The sequence below is a fragment of the cyanobacterium endosymbiont of Epithemia clementina EcSB genome, from assembly GCF_029919255.1.
GTDB lineage: Bacteria > Cyanobacteriota > Cyanobacteriia > Cyanobacteriales > Microcystaceae > Rippkaea.
In genome coordinates this window covers 1,398,103-1,416,294 of the sequence record NZ_CP123991.1, presented here as the reverse complement: position 1 = coordinate 1,416,294, position 18,192 = coordinate 1,398,103, and the positions used below count along the sequence as shown (strand labels likewise).

At 31.7% G+C, this 18,192-nt stretch carries 9 protein-coding genes; 7 read left to right on the top strand and 2 right to left on the bottom strand.

What is annotated here, in order from left to right; genetic code table 11:
* Positions 1-213: 213 nt before the first annotated feature.
* A complete protein-coding gene (locus tag P3F56_RS04645) occupies positions 214-348 on the top strand; it encodes a DUF2141 domain-containing protein (protein ID WP_342637181.1) in 135 nt (44 codons plus the stop codon).
* A 408-nt stretch (positions 349-756) separates the two neighbouring features.
* Positions 757-3,018, top strand: coding sequence for a selenide, water dikinase SelD (gene selD, locus P3F56_RS04640; RefSeq protein ID WP_281153720.1), 2,262 nt, complete (start codon positions 757-759; stop codon positions 3,016-3,018).
* Positions 3,019-5,668: 2,650 nt separating this feature from the next.
* On the opposite strand, the gene trmH is transcribed toward selD, so the two are convergent.
* Positions 5,669-6,340 carry a tRNA (guanosine(18)-2'-O)-methyltransferase TrmH gene (gene trmH, locus P3F56_RS04635; RefSeq protein ID WP_405054767.1) on the bottom strand — a complete coding sequence of 224 codons (672 nt, stop codon included), beginning with the start codon at positions 6,338-6,340 and terminating at the stop codon, positions 5,669-5,671.
* 139 nt (positions 6,341-6,479) lie between these two features.
* Between trmH and P3F56_RS04630 the strand changes: the two genes are divergently transcribed.
* The 4 genes from P3F56_RS04630 to P3F56_RS04615 all read left to right on the top strand — a co-directional run bounded on the left by P3F56_RS04630 (position 6,480) and on the right by P3F56_RS04615 (position 15,349).
* Positions 6,480-7,610 (top strand): CO2 hydration protein, encoded by a 1,131-nt coding sequence (locus tag P3F56_RS04630; protein WP_281153600.1) that lies wholly within the window; start codon positions 6,480-6,482, stop codon positions 7,608-7,610.
* 1,071 nt (positions 7,611-8,681) lie between these two features.
* Positions 8,682-8,816, top strand: a complete 135-nt coding sequence (locus tag P3F56_RS04625; RefSeq protein ID WP_281153599.1) for a sigma factor-like helix-turn-helix DNA-binding protein — start codon at positions 8,682-8,684, stop codon at positions 8,814-8,816.
* A 2,277-nt stretch (positions 8,817-11,093) separates the two neighbouring features.
* Positions 11,094-11,966 carry a glycine--tRNA ligase subunit alpha gene (glyQ, locus tag P3F56_RS04620; RefSeq protein ID WP_281153598.1) on the top strand — a complete coding sequence of 291 codons (873 nt, stop codon included), beginning with the start codon at positions 11,094-11,096 and terminating at the stop codon, positions 11,964-11,966.
* 2,561 nt (positions 11,967-14,527) lie between these two features.
* On the top strand, positions 14,528-15,349 hold the full coding sequence (locus P3F56_RS04615) for a phytoene/squalene synthase family protein (RefSeq protein WP_281153597.1): 822 nt from the start codon (positions 14,528-14,530) through the stop codon (positions 15,347-15,349).
* Positions 15,350-15,604: 255 nt separating this feature from the next.
* Here the strand turns inward: P3F56_RS04615 and ruvB are convergent, their stop codons facing one another.
* The gene (gene ruvB / locus P3F56_RS04610; protein ID WP_342637173.1) at positions 15,605-16,717 is read right to left on the bottom strand and encodes a Holliday junction branch migration DNA helicase RuvB; all 1,113 of its coding nucleotides are present in this window, start codon (positions 16,715-16,717) and stop codon (positions 15,605-15,607) included.
* 493 nt (positions 16,718-17,210) lie between these two features.
* Here ruvB and P3F56_RS04605 point away from each other — a divergent pair, with 493 nt between their 5' ends.
* Entirely contained in the window at positions 17,211-17,951 is a 741-nt protein-coding gene (locus P3F56_RS04605) for an ABC transporter ATP-binding protein (RefSeq protein WP_281153596.1), read from the top strand.
* Positions 17,952-18,192 lie beyond the last annotated feature (241 nt).

The following is an 18,192-nucleotide window of genomic DNA, read 5'->3' as shown; positions in this document are numbered from 1 at the left end:
ACTTTCTCAGAGAAAACCATAATGAAGTGTAGCTCTCAAATAAGTGCTAGCTTAGTATGCCTAGTGGAAATCTTAGGTCTTTCTAGCTCTGTAAATACCAATTCAATCAGCGATCTTACAATTGAAATCGCTGGATTAGGGGAACGTCGTGGACAGCTTTGTTTAAGTCTATTTTCAAGCAGTTGAGGTTTTCCAAATAGCAAGAAAGATGCAATTGAAAGTGAATGTGTAAAAATCACCGATAATCCTATGCGGATAACATTCAATAATTTACCTTCAAAAACTTATGCTGTAGTAGTTTTTTTAGACCATAATGAACATGGTAAACTTAATCATAATTTTCTATAACTTCCCACAGATTTGGATTTTATAGCAATCCAATAATTAAGAGCGGTCCTCCTAGATTTGGCGATTCAGCTATTATAGTAGTTGGCAAAAATATCAATATTTAGATTCAATTGCAATTTATTTTATAATTAATAATTTTTCCAAAATTTGCCTAAATATCATAGAATTAAAGGTGCAATAAATGACCCACTAATATAGTAGTATATTATTAATAATCTACTTTATACAGGCTAGCATCTAGTAATTAGTTTTTTAAAACTATGTTTCTATTTTAGACTTATTTATGCTTACCTACTTAATATCTAAATAAATGTTAGGTATTGTCTTTTTAGAAAAAAATGAGATAAGTTAGATAAATATAGCCAATAAAATTTTTACTGTATGTTGGTTTTTATCTAAAACAAAATGATGCAATCAAAACCGATTCCAATTATCTATGATTTAGTACTAATTGGGGGGGGGCACAGCCATGCAATAACACTAAAATTATGGGGAATGAACCCAATTCCTGGAGTACGACTCACTTTAATTACAGATACCTCCCACACCCCTTATTCAGGGATGTTACCAGGTCATGTAGCTGGTTTTTACAGTTTTGATGAAACTCATATTGATCTGCGTCGTCTTGCTCGATTTTCTAGAGCTCAACTTTATCTTGATCAAGCAATTAATTTAGATCTAATTAATAACAAAGTAATTTGTGCTAAATATCCACCAGTAGATTTTGATTACTTATCTATTGACATTGGAAGTACTCCAGAAACAGTTAATATTCCTGGCGCTTCTCAATATGCAATTACTGCTAAACCTATTCCTAAGTTTTTAACAGTTTGGAATGAAATAATTGAAACGGTTATTAAGAAGCCTCACCAACAATATTCTATTAGTATTGTTGGTGGCGGAGCAGGAGGAGTTGAATTAGCTTTAAATATACACAGTCGTTTAACTGCAATTTTGCAAAAATTTAACCAGCCTTTATCTAATATAAGAATTAATCTATTTCATCAAGGAGAAACCTTACTTACCAGTCATAACTCTTGGGTTAGTAAAAGATCAGAAACTATCTTAGAAAAAAGAAAAATACAACTATTTCTCAACGAGAGGGTAATAAAAATAACGTCTAATAATTCTAATAGTTATCAAATTTATTGTGATACAGGTTTAGCTGTTGACTGTGATTTTATTTTCTGGGTAACTCAAGCATCAGCACCTAGTTGGATAAAAGATTGTGGATTAAAAACTGACAATAGAGGATTTATCTTAGTTAACAAGAACTTACAATCTATTTCCCATCCCAATATTTTTGCAGCTGGTGATATTGCTACAATTCAAGATACTTCCTATCCCAAAGCGGGGGTTTTTGCAGTTCGGCAAGGAAAACCTTTGTTTAAAAACTTACAGAAAATTATTTTAGAAAAACCTTTAATATCTTATCAACCTCAAAAGTATTTTTTAAGTCTAATTGGAACAGGAGATAAAAGAGCCATAGCCTCTTGGGGTTATTTGGGCTGGGAATCTTCTATTTTATGGCATTGGAAAGATTATATTGATCGACAATTTATACAGCAATTTACAAACTTTCCTTCAATGGATAAAAATTCACTAATTACCATTGATAGTTTAGATTTAAAAACCAGTAACTTGATGCCTTGTGTTGGCTGTGGCTCAAAAGTAGGAAAATCTATTTTAGAAAAAGTCTTAAATCGTTTAGAAATCAGACACAATAAAAATGTTTTAGTTGGACTAAATAATCCTGATGATGCAGCAATAATAATTTTAAAAAATCAAAGTTTATTAGTGCAAACTATCGACTTTTTTCCAAGTCTAATTAATGATCCTTTTATATTTGGACAAATTACTGCTCATCATTGTCTAAGTGATATTTTTGCCATGAGCGCAACCCCTGATAGTGTTTTAGCGATTGTTACTCTTCCTTATGGATTAGAAAAAAAACTAGAAGAAACCCTATATCAATTACTTTCTGGAGTTATTAAAGTTTTAAATAGATCTCAGGTTTCTCTGATTGGTGGTCATACGATAGAATCTTCAGAACTAGCATTAGGATTATCCTGTAATGGGTTTATTTTTTCAAATAATTTTTTTAAGAAAAGTGGTATGAATTCAGGGGATAAACTAATTTTAACTAAAGGAATTGGAACGGGTACTTTATTTGCGGCTGATATGAATTATCAAGCTAAAGGAAGATGGATTGATAATGCTGTCGAATCCATGTTACTATCGAATCAACAAGCAGCAAAGATTTTCTTAAAATTTGAAGCGACAGCGTGTACAGATGTAACTGGGTTTGGATTGCTAGGACATTTAGTAGAGATGATTAAAGCTTCTAAAATATCGGTCAGTCTAGACTTAGAAAATATTGTAGTCTTGGAGGGAGCAATACAAACAACAAAACAGGGAATTACTAGCTCTTTATACCCTCAGAATTTACAAGCAAGCAATTATATTCTTAATCTAGAAGAAGTTAAACATAAAAATAAATTTCCCCTACTATTTGATCCTCAAACTTCCGGGGGACTGCTCGCCTCAATTCCTTCAGATAAAGCTGATAAATGCTTACTGAATCTGATTCGGTCAGGATTTAAAGATAGTTGTATTATCGGTCAAGTTTTAGAAGAAAATCTCACCGAGCCTTTTATTATAATCAATTAATATTGAAGTCTTCATATTTACTACTTGTGAAGTACCGATTTTTTTTGATTTGGGAACAGTCAAGAAAAAACAGAATAAAAGTACACCTGATGTATCCAATAAATTCTATAACTTATTTACTATAAATATTGAGCTCTAATTTTAATGGTATCCTACTTAATCGTAACAGCATAATTACCACAAAGATTTTGTCTCAAAAATCCCAAGTGTTTCAATCCTATTTAGATAACAATAGAAATTGTGAGATTCTCAACAAAAAATTGTCTTACTTAAATTTTAAAAACAGTCCAACTCTAATAGTAACATTTCTAACTGCTGTCTATATCAAGAAGTCTTAATTTTCTAGTAAGTACCATTTTTGAGTCCATATTAGGAGTGATAAAAATGTCCCTAGCTGCTTGTACTAAATCCCCTCTTAAAAGTATGCTGTTTATTGGAAAATGACATTAACAATGGATATTTCTATGTTTCTACATTTAGTGGTAATATTAAAAATATTTGATGAAGCAGCAAGGAAAAAGTAAGCCTAAGCGGAGATTGCTCTCCTCCTCCGCAGTAAATAAAATAGCTAATTATGTCTTTATAAGTTACTAAATTAATCATTTTATTGAAAGAGCAAAAATAATGTAATTTTTAATTCTGTAAAGATTATTAATTTTTAAATTGACTGTTTTTAATTTTGTTAAAACAATAAAAATAACGAGATAAACATACAAACTATTTTTCTATATATTCAACTATTTCTCTGATTTTTTTGTTCTATTAGCCAATCAATTATCCACACTAACACAATTAGATAACGACTGTTATGATATTAACACTAATAAAAAAATGATTTATTATTTGTTTCTTCTGAAAAATTTGTCCTAAAAAGTTAAATATTATTTACATTTAAATTTAACATTTTTTTGATTAAGTTTATCTTTTAGATAAGATGATAGATGGTGTAAATACTAACTGTAACACCTATTTTTGGGGTATGGGTGGGTATTTAGTTATTGTAGAATGGCATTATTATCTTCTTCTAGAAGTTGTTCTTTGATATGATATTAAACTATTCTGTCTCAATAAAAGAAAGTTTTTTTGTCAATAAGGGAAGGATTCTACACTTTTTACTGATTCATAAGCTCTAAGGCGATGACTAAAAAAACTATAATTTACTTCAAAATACTCTGCTAGTTGTTGTGTTGATTAATTAGTCTTAATGTAAATCTACATAATTTTAGTAAAAATATCTATTGAGTAAACCTTTATTTATTAGTAAGATTAATATCTTTTTTATTTTTAAATTTTTATTTAAATAGAATAGAATCTATACTAGATTTCTTCTTAAATAAATGCCTTAATCAATAAGACTACAAGTTTAAATATTAAATTAAAAATTTATAAAAATTAGCAGAAAATATATATTCTAATTTACTTTTCGTAATTTTAGTGGCTAGAATCTTTTTTAAGAGGTGGTAAAGTAGTATTGTACGAAGCAAAAACGTTAGGATAGTTTTTAAAAAAGTAGTTTACACATTCTCTAACTGTTTCAAATTTAGGTAATATTTGTTTAACCTAAATTTTCATAAAAAACTACTAATTCTTAATTTTATTTAAATCTGAAAAGCAAGGTGACAGATACTATAGTTCACATTGAGTGTTTTCTAATATTTCTCTAATGGTTACTCGCTTATGAAGAGGAGCATTATCTAAAATAATGATATTTTCTAGTTCTAACTAAGGAATTAAATTTTGAGATAAATAAACTTTATATAAATCTTTATTACGACTGCCATCAATAGTCAAAGAAGCAAATATTTGCTTCTCTTTTAAGGTACTGACTTAATTAGCTATTGCTTTTTTTAAAGTTTTAGAGTACATAATCTTACTTATCTAAGACTATATGAATAATTACCTTTATAATTAAAGTTAATCTAATAAAGATAAGCTCATTTTTGTTTAGCTATTTTTTTATATTTTTAAAACCTTTATCTAGTTTATTCTAATTTTTGGTTAGAATAATTTATATTCTGTTAAGTAATGTTATTTTCTTATAAGGGGTCTCTTATTAGAAGAGTTTTAGCTTCGGTATACTTGATAAAGTACTTAAAATTGTTAGTTTTGATTTTAATTATGTATTCTTTATTTATTAGTCATTAATTTTATATATGTTCTTTACTACTTTAATTGCTATATAAACAATCTTGCCACAGTGATACTAATCAAAATAGTAACTATGAATCTGTTTTTCTTTTAACAGATTCATAAAATAAATTTAATATATTTAATTTATTAAAAATAGGAAAATAGCTTGAATATAGACTAGTTTTAAAAATGATAGTTATATTTTTATTCCCAAAAGTTAAAAATAAATGGCAAAGAATAAAAGAAGATGAATTAGCCGATTAGTGTTCGAAGACGAACACTAATCGGTGATGGTTTGCCTCATTGCTATCGAACTACACTCGGAACAATCTAAATCTTATTCAATCAGGTTAAAAATTAGTGTCAAATTTACGCCAACTGACGTCTATATTAGTTTCTAATTTTGTTTAAGCTTATTATTTCAAGCAACTTTTTGATTTTCTTAGTATGGATTGACAGTTTACCTGCTTCCTTAATAGCTCTTAAAATAGTATCGTTAGTATCGTTTCTCGATGTCCAACTACTTAGAAAAGCCTTCTTTTATTTCTCCATTCTCTCCCAAAGTAGGATATGATTTTCCTTGTTGGCGGCAAACTCGTGCTATTTCAGGATAACCCCATTCAAATAAAACTTGATCGTATATCTCAGAGTCTAAGCGAGTACTATCATATATTTGTGCTGCTAACCGTTGACGTTGCGCTTCAAATAGAATAACTGCAGCAGCTACAGATACATTAAGAGATTGCACCATTCCCAACATGGGAATAACAATATGTTCGTCGGCTAGTTGAGCCGCTTCTTCAGTAACTCCCCATTTTTCTGCTCCAAAAACAATGGCACTAGGTTGAGTATAATCTATCTGACGATAGTCTAAGGACTTAGAACTAAAATGAGCCGCATAGACCTTAAATTTTTGGCGTTTAAGGTGACTTATAGCTGTTTTGGTATCAGGATGAACATTCAGAAAAATCCATTTCTCGCTTCCCTGAGATACCTGAGAAAAAGTAGGTAATTCTGCCGTAACATTAACACTATGAACTTCGAAGATTCCTACAGCGTCGCAAGTGCGTATAATGGCAGATAGATTATGAGGTTTATGGACGTCCTCCGTTAGGACGGTCAAATCCGGTTGCCGTCGGTCTAAAACTTGTTTTAATCGATGGTAGCGTTTGGGAATCACGCTTCCCATCATATAGCAATACGTACCATTAGTATTGATAAATTAACACACAAGGTAGAGTATCTAAATCCCTTCGTGTAGAACTATAGGAGGCAATTACTTTTCTGCAATTATCAAATTTAACTCTCAATAAAAATTTAATAAATATACTATGGTTACTATCCAACTGGAACCTTCTTGCCATCCTCTTGCTGAGTACATCTATCGTTTAGAACAAGGGGAAGCACTTCTTAAAAACTCACCTAACAATGTTCTTGAAGTGGTAGGTATTTTAAAGAGTTATGGGATGATATTAGATGCTTATTCCCGTAATTTAATTTATATTGCTGAAAATCAATTTTTAATGATATTTCCTTTTTTTAAATATTTTAATGGTGATGTTTCCTTCCAGAAATTATTGCACCATTGGGGTCATAATCGTATTAATTTTGAGTATGCTGAATATTGTATGAAGTCTATGATGTGGCATGGGGGAGGAGGACTAGATAAATACTTAGATAGCCCAGAGTTTCAAGAGGTTGTCAAACAGATTATTAAAGTCAAGTTTAAGAATAACTTTTTAATGTTAGCTTTAGACAAAATTTTTCCTGAATTTTTGCCTGAACAGATAAGAATGATGTCCTATTATAGTGGCTTGGGACAATTTTGGCGAGTCATGGCTGATATATTTTTGTCTCTTTCTGATCGTTATGATAGAAAAGAAATTAAGTCAATTTCACAAGTAGTTAAACATATTTTAGATGGGTTAGTTAAAGATGCTAATAGACCGATTGTTTATCGAGTTATTTTTTTAAATAAAGGCTACGATATTATTCCTAAATCTGTTGGGTTAACCTTTTTGTCTGACACAGCAGTTCCTTATATAGAATCAATTTTCTTTCGAGGAACTCCCTTTTTAGGAACTATTTCTTACAACGCTCAAGCTTATCAAATTCCCCAAGAACAAAGGTTATTTACTTATGGTGCTTTATATGCTGATCCTCTCTCTGTTGGATGTGCAGGAATTCCACCTACTTTACTAATGCAGGATATGAGACATTATTTGCCAAACTACCTTCATCAGTTTTACCAAAAAAGTATTCGTCAAGAAGACGACTTATTAGTGAAAATTTGTCAGACTTTTCAAAAATCTATGTTTTGTGTAATGACAGCTGCTATTAAAGGATTAGCTCCTTATCCTCTAAATACAACTAAATTTGAGCATAAAAAAATAAATCGCGCTTATTTAGAAAGGTGGATGGATAGATTTTTAGCCTCTCGTTTACTAACAGCTAATCAATAATTCTGATTTTAAATATTTATCTTATAGAAAGAAGATTTCATTTTCGATAAAACTACAGGTAAATTTCCTAAGTTATTGACTACTCACACCATCAATATATATTTTTAACTAATTTCAAAATTTATTATGTTAATGAGTCACTCTCTTATAAGAAAGTCTTTTTTAAGAAATTATCGTTTTGATAAATTTTACTACAAAAGTAATGGATGTAAAATACGATAAAAGACTTAAGGCAATTAAGATTAATTGTGCTTGGTACGTTGCGGTGCGATTTAACATTAGTTGATACTTGCCATAAGGACAATCAATTAAGTCCATGATCCTTAATGTTTTGTGTATAAAAAACTCTAATAAAGAACAGTCATTACAGTCAACAAAACCGCAATTAAATTCGCAGTAAGTTAAAGTAAGAGGCACTTTTCGGATAAGGTATTGTTCAAAACTTCTTCACTAATTTTCTTGCATCAGTTTATCTTCTATTGATTTATCTTTTCCTCTCCAATATAAATTGGATAAATGTATAGACAACTACATGGACATAAGATTTAGATGATAGCTTTTTGAAAACTGGACAGATATTCATTGTTCTTCGTCATTAATTGAACTTTTAAATAACTTCTTAATCTAAACGAGTGGATTGACCGGTGAGGTAAAGCACAATTATGTTAGCAGAAAACCAAGCTTATACAAAAGACAAAAACATAGTACTGCAGTGTCAGCGAGGCAATTCTATCTTATTCCGACAACTGTGCTGGCGCTATTAACATTGTGTGGCCGTGAAGTACCTGATAAATTAGTACAGGAAGTCTTTCTCCGAGTTTGGAAAGCATCACCTCGACTATGAAACCCCAATTACTTTTTTGCCTGACTGTACTGAATTACCTCGAACGTGGCTACTGATAAAAAATGGAAGTTAGCGTAAAGTCTCTCTTGAACTGAGGACAGCGCAACCTTAAATATGACCCTTTCTCTGTTATCAGATACTTCTGACTTAATATATGGCTATATTATTGAGATTTAGTTTAACAGGGATTACAAACGCTTGGCTTAGAACATCATGTTATTTTAGCATTGCATAACTCAGAAGATGTCTCCCAAAAAGAGGTTGCGAATATCTTAAATTTACCTGTGGGAACTGTAAAATCTCGTTTATTTTATACTCGCAATCAAGTTCATAAATTTTTTGAGCAACAAAGAGCATTATAATGCCCAAATTATTCTATAAACATCCAAAAATAATCTCTTTTATTTTAAAAACAGTCTATTACCTCTACTGAAAAACTCTCCTTTGAAAATCAATTAATTTATAAGGTGACTAAATAATCTCAATCTAAAGGTCACAAAAGCCGACCTTGGGTTTGGCTTGTTCCTGGCGCAGTGGTCGCTAGTAGCTCTTAGTAAGAATTATCATTGGTTGCAACTATCTTACCCAATAGGAAATAGAAGAAATATAACTGAATTAAAAACTTTTATGGTTAAAAATTTGGAGGAACCCCTAGGAGAGATACCAGGTAAAAACCATTATAAACTATTGTATTCTAATTGATTGTTGTTAGTAAATCTTGAAACCAAATATCTCAGTATTAACTCCCTGACGTTACTTTATCATTTTTAAAGTCATGAAATCACTGAAAGTACCTAAGAAGATCTTAAATATAAAATTTCATTCACAGAGTACTAATAATATTTTTATTTACTCTTTCGTTACATGGTGCTATCGTTTTCACAGAATCTTTTTCGCAACAAGATTATTTTATTTGTAAGTATCAACATCAATAGCATGCCTGAAAAGTAGTGACTTGGGAAGACCAGGCTAGAAGAGCCTATAAAAATTGATGGAACAACTTAACCTCAGCAATGATCAAGTCAACAAACTTAATTCTGTTCGTTAAAGATATCGTCCTCAAATAGAGCAGTTGTGGGAAAGAATACAAGTAACCCGCTAATATTGACGGCAAATAAGGCAGGGTAATACCTCTATACCAGATAGAGAAGCAAAACATCAAGAAGTGATTAGCTTAGATTAAAAATTACACAATTTACGCTTTGAGTGTTGAGCGATAGGTTTTGTAAATCTTATAAATGTGATCAATCAATCTATTTATCTATTCTTAATACTGCTCTAGGTAAATTATGATTTTTTTAAAAAAAATCATAATATTTTAGATGTTTATAGTTTATAAAAGCAATGTATTTATACAGGTTATATTATCATTTTTACACGATTGGGTATCCTTAAGTATAATTATTAGCAGCTAATTTAAGACCCGTCTACTCAAGATTATGACAGCAAATAAACTTATTAACATAACTCAAAAATTACAGTTTATAAAGTCTATCTTATCAGATAAATAGTAGTTATTTAAACTTTAGATCTAATCAACAATGGTATTCTATTGTTACAGACTTATTACAATTTATTTAAATCGACTCCAATTAAGTTTAAAAAAAAATAAAGATGTAAATCAATAGATCTTAACTATTTAAATTTCTATATTTATGTCATTCTAATCAAGTTATTATTGTTTTCATTTATATTGCTTATAGCAACCGCTTTGAGCAGTATATTAGTTAGATAACTTAGCCAAATAATATTGGTATCAAAACATACGTCAGGCAATTCCATATTTTAAAATTTATACAATAATTAAAATTAGATATTGAGTTCTAGTTTTTTATAATTTTTTTAAAAAATATTTATTTCTTCAATATTTATTGTTTAATAATAATTCTTAAAAAGCTATTTGTATGCACTTAGTTGTTATCTTTAATAACAACATTATCTTTGTTGTATTTCTACATTTAATTTGTATTAATAACATAAAAATTTCTCGTAGTTACTTTTTTGCCTTCATTTTTAGCCTTTCTTAGGTTTTAAATTTTTTCAGGAGTTAATTTCACTTTTGTCCCTTTTTTATTAACCTTAGATAGTTGTTAGCTATGACAGTTTATTTTACTCTTTTATGAGACTTTTTAAAGATATCTTATATCTTCTTACATCTATCCAAAAATTACATAATTATTCTGTATACTTGAATAATTTACAGATAAATTATTTTTAATAAATTTTTAGCGAGTCTACAATTTATTAAAATTTCTATCCTACTGTATATAAAAATAATTTTTCTATTTTTATTCTCATTCTGAAGATAATTTTTGAGTCGTGAGTCACGTTAGATAATTTTTGTCCTTCTAATTCTACTAGCTGAATTTTCAGGCAGACTAACATCGTAGTGTCTATCTTAGCCTCAATGTTCTTGAGACTGATGACTGAGCTATTTTTTCATTGTTTAGTAGATTAACATTTCAAGAAAAAAACAAAAAACATTACCCATTTCTGGTTTCCCATCCTCGCTTAAACACTTTCCACCGCAAATTCTAGTCTAGATAGATCAAGATCACCCTTGAAAATATAATAGTCAGGATGTCAGAATGGATTTTAGGTAATTCATTAAGATTCGTTTTGGGACGCGAGGATATTAAGTGTCGATTAATTTTCAAGAAATCATTACTAAATTACATGAGTTTTGGGGCAATTGTGGGTGCTTGATTACTCAACCCTACGACACAGAGAAAGGAGCAGGAACTATGAGTCCTCATACTTTCTTGCGGGCAATTGGACCTGAACCTTGGGCAGTAGCCTATGTAGAACCCTGTCGCCGGCCAACAGATGGCCGCTATGGAGAAAACCCTAATCGCTTTCAGCACTATTTTCAATATCAAGTACTTATTAAACCCTCTCCTGATAATATTCAAGAAACTTATCTTGACTCTCTGAGAAAGTTAGGAATTCATCCTGAAGATCATGATATTCGTTTTGTCGAAGATAATTGGGAGTCTCCTACTCTAGGAGCCTGGGGTGTAGGTTGGGAAGTTTGGTTAGATGGCATGGAAATTACCCAGTTTACCTATTTTCAACAATGTGGGGGGATTGATTGTCATCCAGTTTCCATCGAGATTACTTATGGGTTAGAACGGTTAGCTATGTATCTCCAAGATGTAGAAGCCATTACCAAAATTCAGTGGAACGATCAGGTGAATTATGGTGATATTTTTCTAAAAAGTGAAGTAGAACAGTGTACCTATAATTTTGAAGCCTCCGATCCCGAATTATTGTTTAAATTATTTGAACTATACGAACAGGAAGCTAAACAACTCCTTAAACGAGGGTTAGTGTTACCGAGTTTAGATTATGTTCTGAAATGTTCCCACAGTTTTAATTTGTTGGATGCACGGGGAGTTATCGCAGTAGCCGAAAGAACTCGTTATATTGGACGTATTCGCAATTTAGCCAGAGAAGTTGCCCAATTATATTTACAACAACGAGAGGAATTAGGATTTCCTTTGATTAAATAAGATAAGTAACAATTTTTTGTTTCTGATGGAAAAAGTTATTTATCTTATGAAGACATTAGAATAAGTTAACAAAGCTGGAGTTAAATCTGAGTGAGAAAGTAGAAAATCTAAACACCGAGGATGTTAAAAGAGTTTTTAGTGCTTTAGAAGATCCAAAATATAAATGAAAATCTCTCAAAGATATAGATTCAAGAAAAAGCATAGAGAATGATTATAGTTTTAGCTTTTCTATACAAAGAAAATGGTAAGATAGTCAGGTATTTTTCTGTTGCTCCAACAAAAGAATCTTTGTGTACAACTGGAAAAATTTTGGGTTTATGTCAAATCCTTTAGAAAAGCTGATTGGTGCTTCACAAAATAAAATTGATTAGAGAGACTTTAAACTGTGTCAGATATTTTACAATCTTGAGATTTTTAACCTATCTTTTTTATGTTTTGAACACTTCTGGAATCAAATTATTAGATTTATCTGAAATAGCTAAACTCGAAAAGGTAATCATGTTAAAATCTGTAATTTACTTTGTTACACGAAGTTCCTTGTTCCCCTCTAGTAACAGTTTTGCTTATCTATGGTTACATTTCTAGTGGTGTGGGACTGAGTTTCATTGTGGCAATGAATGTGAGGGCATAGGCTCTTTTTCTTTTCAGATCTTTGGAAAATTCTGCTTAGATGGATATTCTTCGGTCAGGCACCACACAAAATGACATTATTGATGACCGAAATTCTTCACAAAAGTAGTTCCTAATATCTAAAAATTCCATGTAGATAGGTTATACTTAATTTTTTAAAAATTTTGATCTGCGTGACGGTACATGGCTTTGTTTGAATCACAGGAAAGAAAATTGTTCGTCCCGTTTTCCGACATAAAATTTGGAACATGCCGAATTTAGTAATGAAAATGCCAAGTACCATATAGCTTGTTAATAGTAGTTTTCCACTATATAGCTCATACTAATAGTAGTAGGATAAACTGTCCAGTTCTATCTTCATTAGTTACTAAATCAATCGCTAGATTTAGTTTTCTAGAATTCCGGTATTTTTGAGATTGCAAAAATTCTTTAATTTTTGATTAACCATTTTCAATGGAGTGAAAATTGCGAGAATAAGGGAATAAAAATACTACTTTTGCTCCTATTATAAATTCCATAAGTTTTCTGATTTTTATAAGTTTATAAGTCTATGTATTTTTCATGACTACATAAGCTATTAACCATAGTCATAGTATCAGTACTTCTGTTATATAACTTAAAAATGCTTCTTGATTTATCAATTATGTAAGAGTAAAAATGGTAAAAAAAATCTAATAATTGCTTCAATTAATGCGATTTTTTCTAAATTATTTGGATATTTACCATAAAATTAGTTTTTAAAATTTATTCTGATTAGGTAACAGATAATTGCTAGATAAACTTCAGGTTTGTCAATGTAAACTAAGTTCAAAAATTAGAACTATATCTATATCAACGTCCAATATATCAAATATTGGGAGGTTTACTTAAGTTCTTAAATTAAATTAAATATATTAAAAGTAGCATCGTCACTATAAATTGTTCGATAATATTAAGTAGTTATGCCTCTCTTGATAAAAGTTTTTTGACTACGAGGAAATAGTGTAATACTTTTTATTATTTAATAATGTCTAAGCAGACTATTTACAATACTAAGTCTTTTAAAAAATGTCCTACTTATTTTGAAATTAATTAATTGATAATGAAAACAGCCATAATATCTATATTCTACTGATTTGAGCTATTATTATTGATAATAGTAAAACTACATGGATTTAGCTCTTTTGGTGTATCTATCCCCAAAAAACGAAATCGAAACCAACTATCGTAGGATTTCATGTAGACTTACAAGCTCAAAACCGATAACTTTCAGGGATTAATGCTAGTTACTGACTCTACCAAAGCAACAAAAACTAATAAATCCCGACAATGGACTTTATCCTCTGCAGTTGAACAGTTCGTGCGGGGTAATTCTTGAAACAGCACCAATTAGTTAAGTAGTCAGACTGCTCATAGTAGCTGTAGCTAGAGTAATTTTGGGAATAACTTGGCAAAGATCTGACCAAAATGCTAGTTTGGTCGTGGTGGTCGCTGGTCGTATTATTGTAATCCTAAATAAAAATCAACGATGACACTCTACTCAACTTCACTAATTTTAGCAATGTCGAGGGGATATAGCCCTAGAGAAATCTCGGTTAGAGCTTAATTTGGTAAAGAGACAGTTCTAATACCGAAAACCACCAACAGTTGGTCTTATTTTGGTTGATATCTATTAGTATCGTGAGTAACGACTGAGTCTTTAGAACTTGTTAACTTTTTATTTCATTGAGGATAAAGAGCCATCGTCTGCTTAATCAGAATGTACTTAATTTAATGAAAGCATCTAGTTAAAGCAAATTTAACTTAAGCGTAATACAATAGACATCGTCTTTAATATCTAACATGATAGATAGTAAATTTTCCTTTAGTTAGGAACTTCATAATAGTTTAGTTAGATCTCTCAGATAAGTAAGTCTATGCTATTGCCTAAATCGGTGTGAGGAGTTAAATAAATGACTTTAAGAAATAATGCCTTAAAAATTCTCAAGGAAACGAGTAGAACATTTTACATTCCCATTAGCCGTCTTCCAGATGGGCTACAGGAAGCCGTCTCCTCTGCTTATTTATGTATGCGGGCCATCGATGAAGTAGAAGATCATCCTCAACTTGATAATTTCACCAAAGCTAAACTCTTACGCCGTATGAGTCTCAATTTACAGTCAGGGACGGAAAACACTAGTATTGAGGATTTTTCAGTTGGATTAATGCCCTATAATGCTATCTTGCCAGATGTAACCTTACGGGTAGGACAATGGGCTTTATTGGCCCCTGACTCCATTGCTCCTCGTGTTTGGGATGCTACAGCAGCAATGGCTGATCGTATGGCCTATTGGGCTGAAAACAACTGGACAATCAATACTGAAGCTCACTTAGATCAATATACTTTTAGTGTGGCTGGGGCAGTAGGGTTACTTTTGTCTGACTTGTGGGCCTGGTACGATGGGACTCAAACTAACCGAACCTATGCTATTGGATTTGGTCGAGGGTTACAAGCGGTTAATATTGTCCGTAATCATCGCGAAGATCTGAAACGTGGAGTAAATTTCCTGCCCCAAGGATGGCTAGAACAAGATGTTCATCAATATGCTCGTCGTAACCTTACGTTAGCTGACTACTATACTAAGTCTTTGCCCCCAGGACCGGCCTTAGATTTCTGTAAAATTTCTTTAGCATTAGCCTATGGAACTCTAGAGGTGATGGCTTTAGGCCAAAAAAAATTAAGCCGTAGTGACGTTATTGCTTTAGTCCAACAAGTAACCGGTTTAAGTCATTAGGTTAAAAATTAGCGATTAAGTTTAGAATGAAGTCTCTCTTCGGAGAGATTATTTTTTTTGTGATTAAATTGAAAATTTACTGGCTCTTTTAAACCAAGTTATTACAGATAAGTTGCTAATAACTTCAAGAACTTGATAGGTATAAAAATATATTTTTTATACCTTAAAACTTTTGTAAGACAAGATTTTTAGTGTTTTATATCATTTTTTTGTTTCTAATTTAGAAGAATCAATTAATGAAGAACTCCTCATTAACTATCTATTAAAAATAGACAACTGTCCCTCAGTTATTTGTTCTAAATGTTGATAAGCTTGGTTAGTAACGACTCTTCCCCTAGCTGTGCGACGAAGATAACCAATTTGTAATAGATAGGGTTCATAAACTTCTTCAATAGTTTTTGCATCTTCTCCCGTAGCAGCCGCTATCGCTTCTAGCCCAATGGGTCCTCCTTGAAATTGATTAATCATGGTTTCTAAGATTAGGCGATCTGTCCAATCAAGTCCTTGAATGTCCACTTGATAAATATCCAAGGCTTCGGCTGCTAATTTTTGACTAATACAATTGAGTCTTTTCACTTGCATATAGTCTCTTACTCGCCGTAATAAACGATTAGCAATTCGAGGGGTTCCCCGTGAACGATGAGCTATTTCTGCTGCTCCATTTTTAGTGATTTCCGTATTCAGAATTTTGGCGGTTCGTAATACGATCAACATTAATTCATCAGTTTTGTAAAACTGTAATCGTTGAATGAGCCCAAAGCGATCGCGTAAGGGAGAGGTTAACGCCCCGATTTTAGTCGTTGCTCCAATCAAGGTAAACTTGGGCAAGGAAATAGTGTTAGTTCTAGCAGCTTGTCCTTTACCAAGGGTAATGTCGAGACGATAGTCTTCCATTGCTGGGTAAAGTAATTCTTCAGTCAATCGGTTGAGACGATGAATTTCATCAACAAAAAGAATATCCCCTGGTTTAAGATTAACTAGAAGTCCTGTAATATCTCTAGGACGCTCTAAAGCAGGAGCGGTTGTCATTGTACAGTGAACCCCCATTTCCGTCGCTATAATCAAGGAAATAGTCGTTTTACCGAGTCCAGGAGGTCCGTACAAAAGTAAGTGATCGAGAGAATCTTGTCTAGTTTTGGCAGCTTCTATAGCAATAGACAAAATATTTTTAAGGCTTTTTTGTCCAATATAGTCAGCTAAGCAACTAGGACGAAGAGTCTCATCTATATTTTGCTTTTCTGGGGGTGTGGCTCTCCCTGACAGTAAAATTGCAGAAGATGGGGAAGATTTCTTGTGTCTAGAGGATGATTGAGGGTTAGACGATTGACGAACAAACGATTGAGACTTAGCTGAGCGTTTAACTGTCATTGAGAACGATCAGGTTATTAATGGATTATTTTTACTATCCTAATGGCTATTGAAAGTAAAATCATGAAAACTTGTTTCCTAGCTATAGGTTGAATGCTCGGTCAAGTGTGGAAATTCAGAAAATCTAGACTAATTATGATCAAGCAACGTGTCCCCTCTATTCAAGGACTTAATTTAGGCATTATTATGAATCAGGAGAAAACTTTCAGCTATTTTAGATTAAAGATGAAGGCATTGTGCTTATAGTAGAAATTAAACCTATGAACTCACCCACTGAAAGATATAGCATTATACAAGTAGTTATTTAACTGTTAATCGATGCAGAATAAGTCATTGAAAAAATTTAAAAAATCAGTTGATCAGTGAAAAATTTTGACTCAATGGAAACTATCTAAGAGCAGCGATCCTAACTGTTTTATTAAGAAGTGTTTAATTTTTGTGATGTACGCCATTATAAAATATAAACATCACTTAGATTGACATTTACTTCAAAATGGCTTTTGACAGTCTACCGTTTACTCAGGATACCTTGAATTCTCTTAATAAGATTAATGAATATCACTCCATCATTATTCGCTTAGAAAAGATTTCTAAAATTTATGGTAGTGGCGATACCACTGTCCATGCTCTCAACAACGTTAGTCTAACTATAGAAAAAGGAGAATCTTGTGCTGTCATGGGGGCATCAGGTTCGGGGAAGTCGACCTTAATGAATATTGTTGGCTGTCTTGATCGTCCCACTTCAGGTTATTATTACCTTGACAGCATTAACGTCTCGGGACTACAAGAAACACAATTAGCTGCCATTCGTAATGGTAAAATTGGTTTTGTTTTTCAGCAATTTCACCTATTACCGCAGATGACAGCCTTAGAAAATGTCATCTTACCGATGGTTTATGCAGGAATTGCCACTCAAAAGCGACGTGAGCGCGCTGCCGCTGCTTTAGAAAAGGTAGGATTAGGGAATCGTCTTCATAATAAACCTAATCAACTTTCGGGCGGACAACAACAAAGGGTAGCAATAGCCCGCGCTATTGTCAATAATCCTTTGTTACTTCTGGCTGATGAACCTACAGGGGCCCTCGATTCCCAAATGACTCAAGAAATATTAAGTATTTTTCAAGAACTTAGTGATACTGGTATTACACTAGTAATAGTAACTCACGAGTCAGAAGTTGCCCGTCACTGTCAACGGACGATTTGGTTTCGGGATGGACAAATTTGTCAGAATTAACGGTATTCCAGAAGAATTTCTGCCGAAAACAAAGTTTTCTAATTAACTAAGAATAGTTTTTATAAAAAAATCTGTAGTAATCAATTATAAACCTATAACATTGTTATTAGTTGCAATAAGTATATTAAAAATTATTTTTAATATACTTCGCTAATCAAATTGAGTATGCTAGATTAGCCATTAATCAATTATAAAATTGATACTATCTTATTTATTAAAATGTTTTTCTAGCCTGGACAGA

Excerpts from the sequence above, each read along its gene's own strand:
- selD (WP_281153720.1), top strand. The coding sequence starts at position 757 with ATGCAATCAAAACCGATTCCAATTATCTATGATTTAGTACTAATTGGG.
- trmH (WP_405054767.1), bottom strand. The coding sequence starts at position 6,340 with ATGATGGGAAGCGTGATTCCCAAACGCTACCATCGATTAAAACAAGTT.
- P3F56_RS04630 (WP_281153600.1), top strand. The coding sequence starts at position 6,480 with ATGGTTACTATCCAACTGGAACCTTCTTGCCATCCTCTTGCTGAGTAC.
- P3F56_RS04615 (WP_281153597.1), top strand. The coding sequence starts at position 14,528 with ATGACTTTAAGAAATAATGCCTTAAAAATTCTCAAGGAAACGAGTAGA.
- ruvB (WP_342637173.1), bottom strand. The coding sequence starts at position 16,717 with ATGACAGTTAAACGCTCAGCTAAGTCTCAATCGTTTGTTCGTCAATCG.
- P3F56_RS04605 (WP_281153596.1), top strand. The coding sequence starts at position 17,211 with ATGGCTTTTGACAGTCTACCGTTTACTCAGGATACCTTGAATTCTCTT.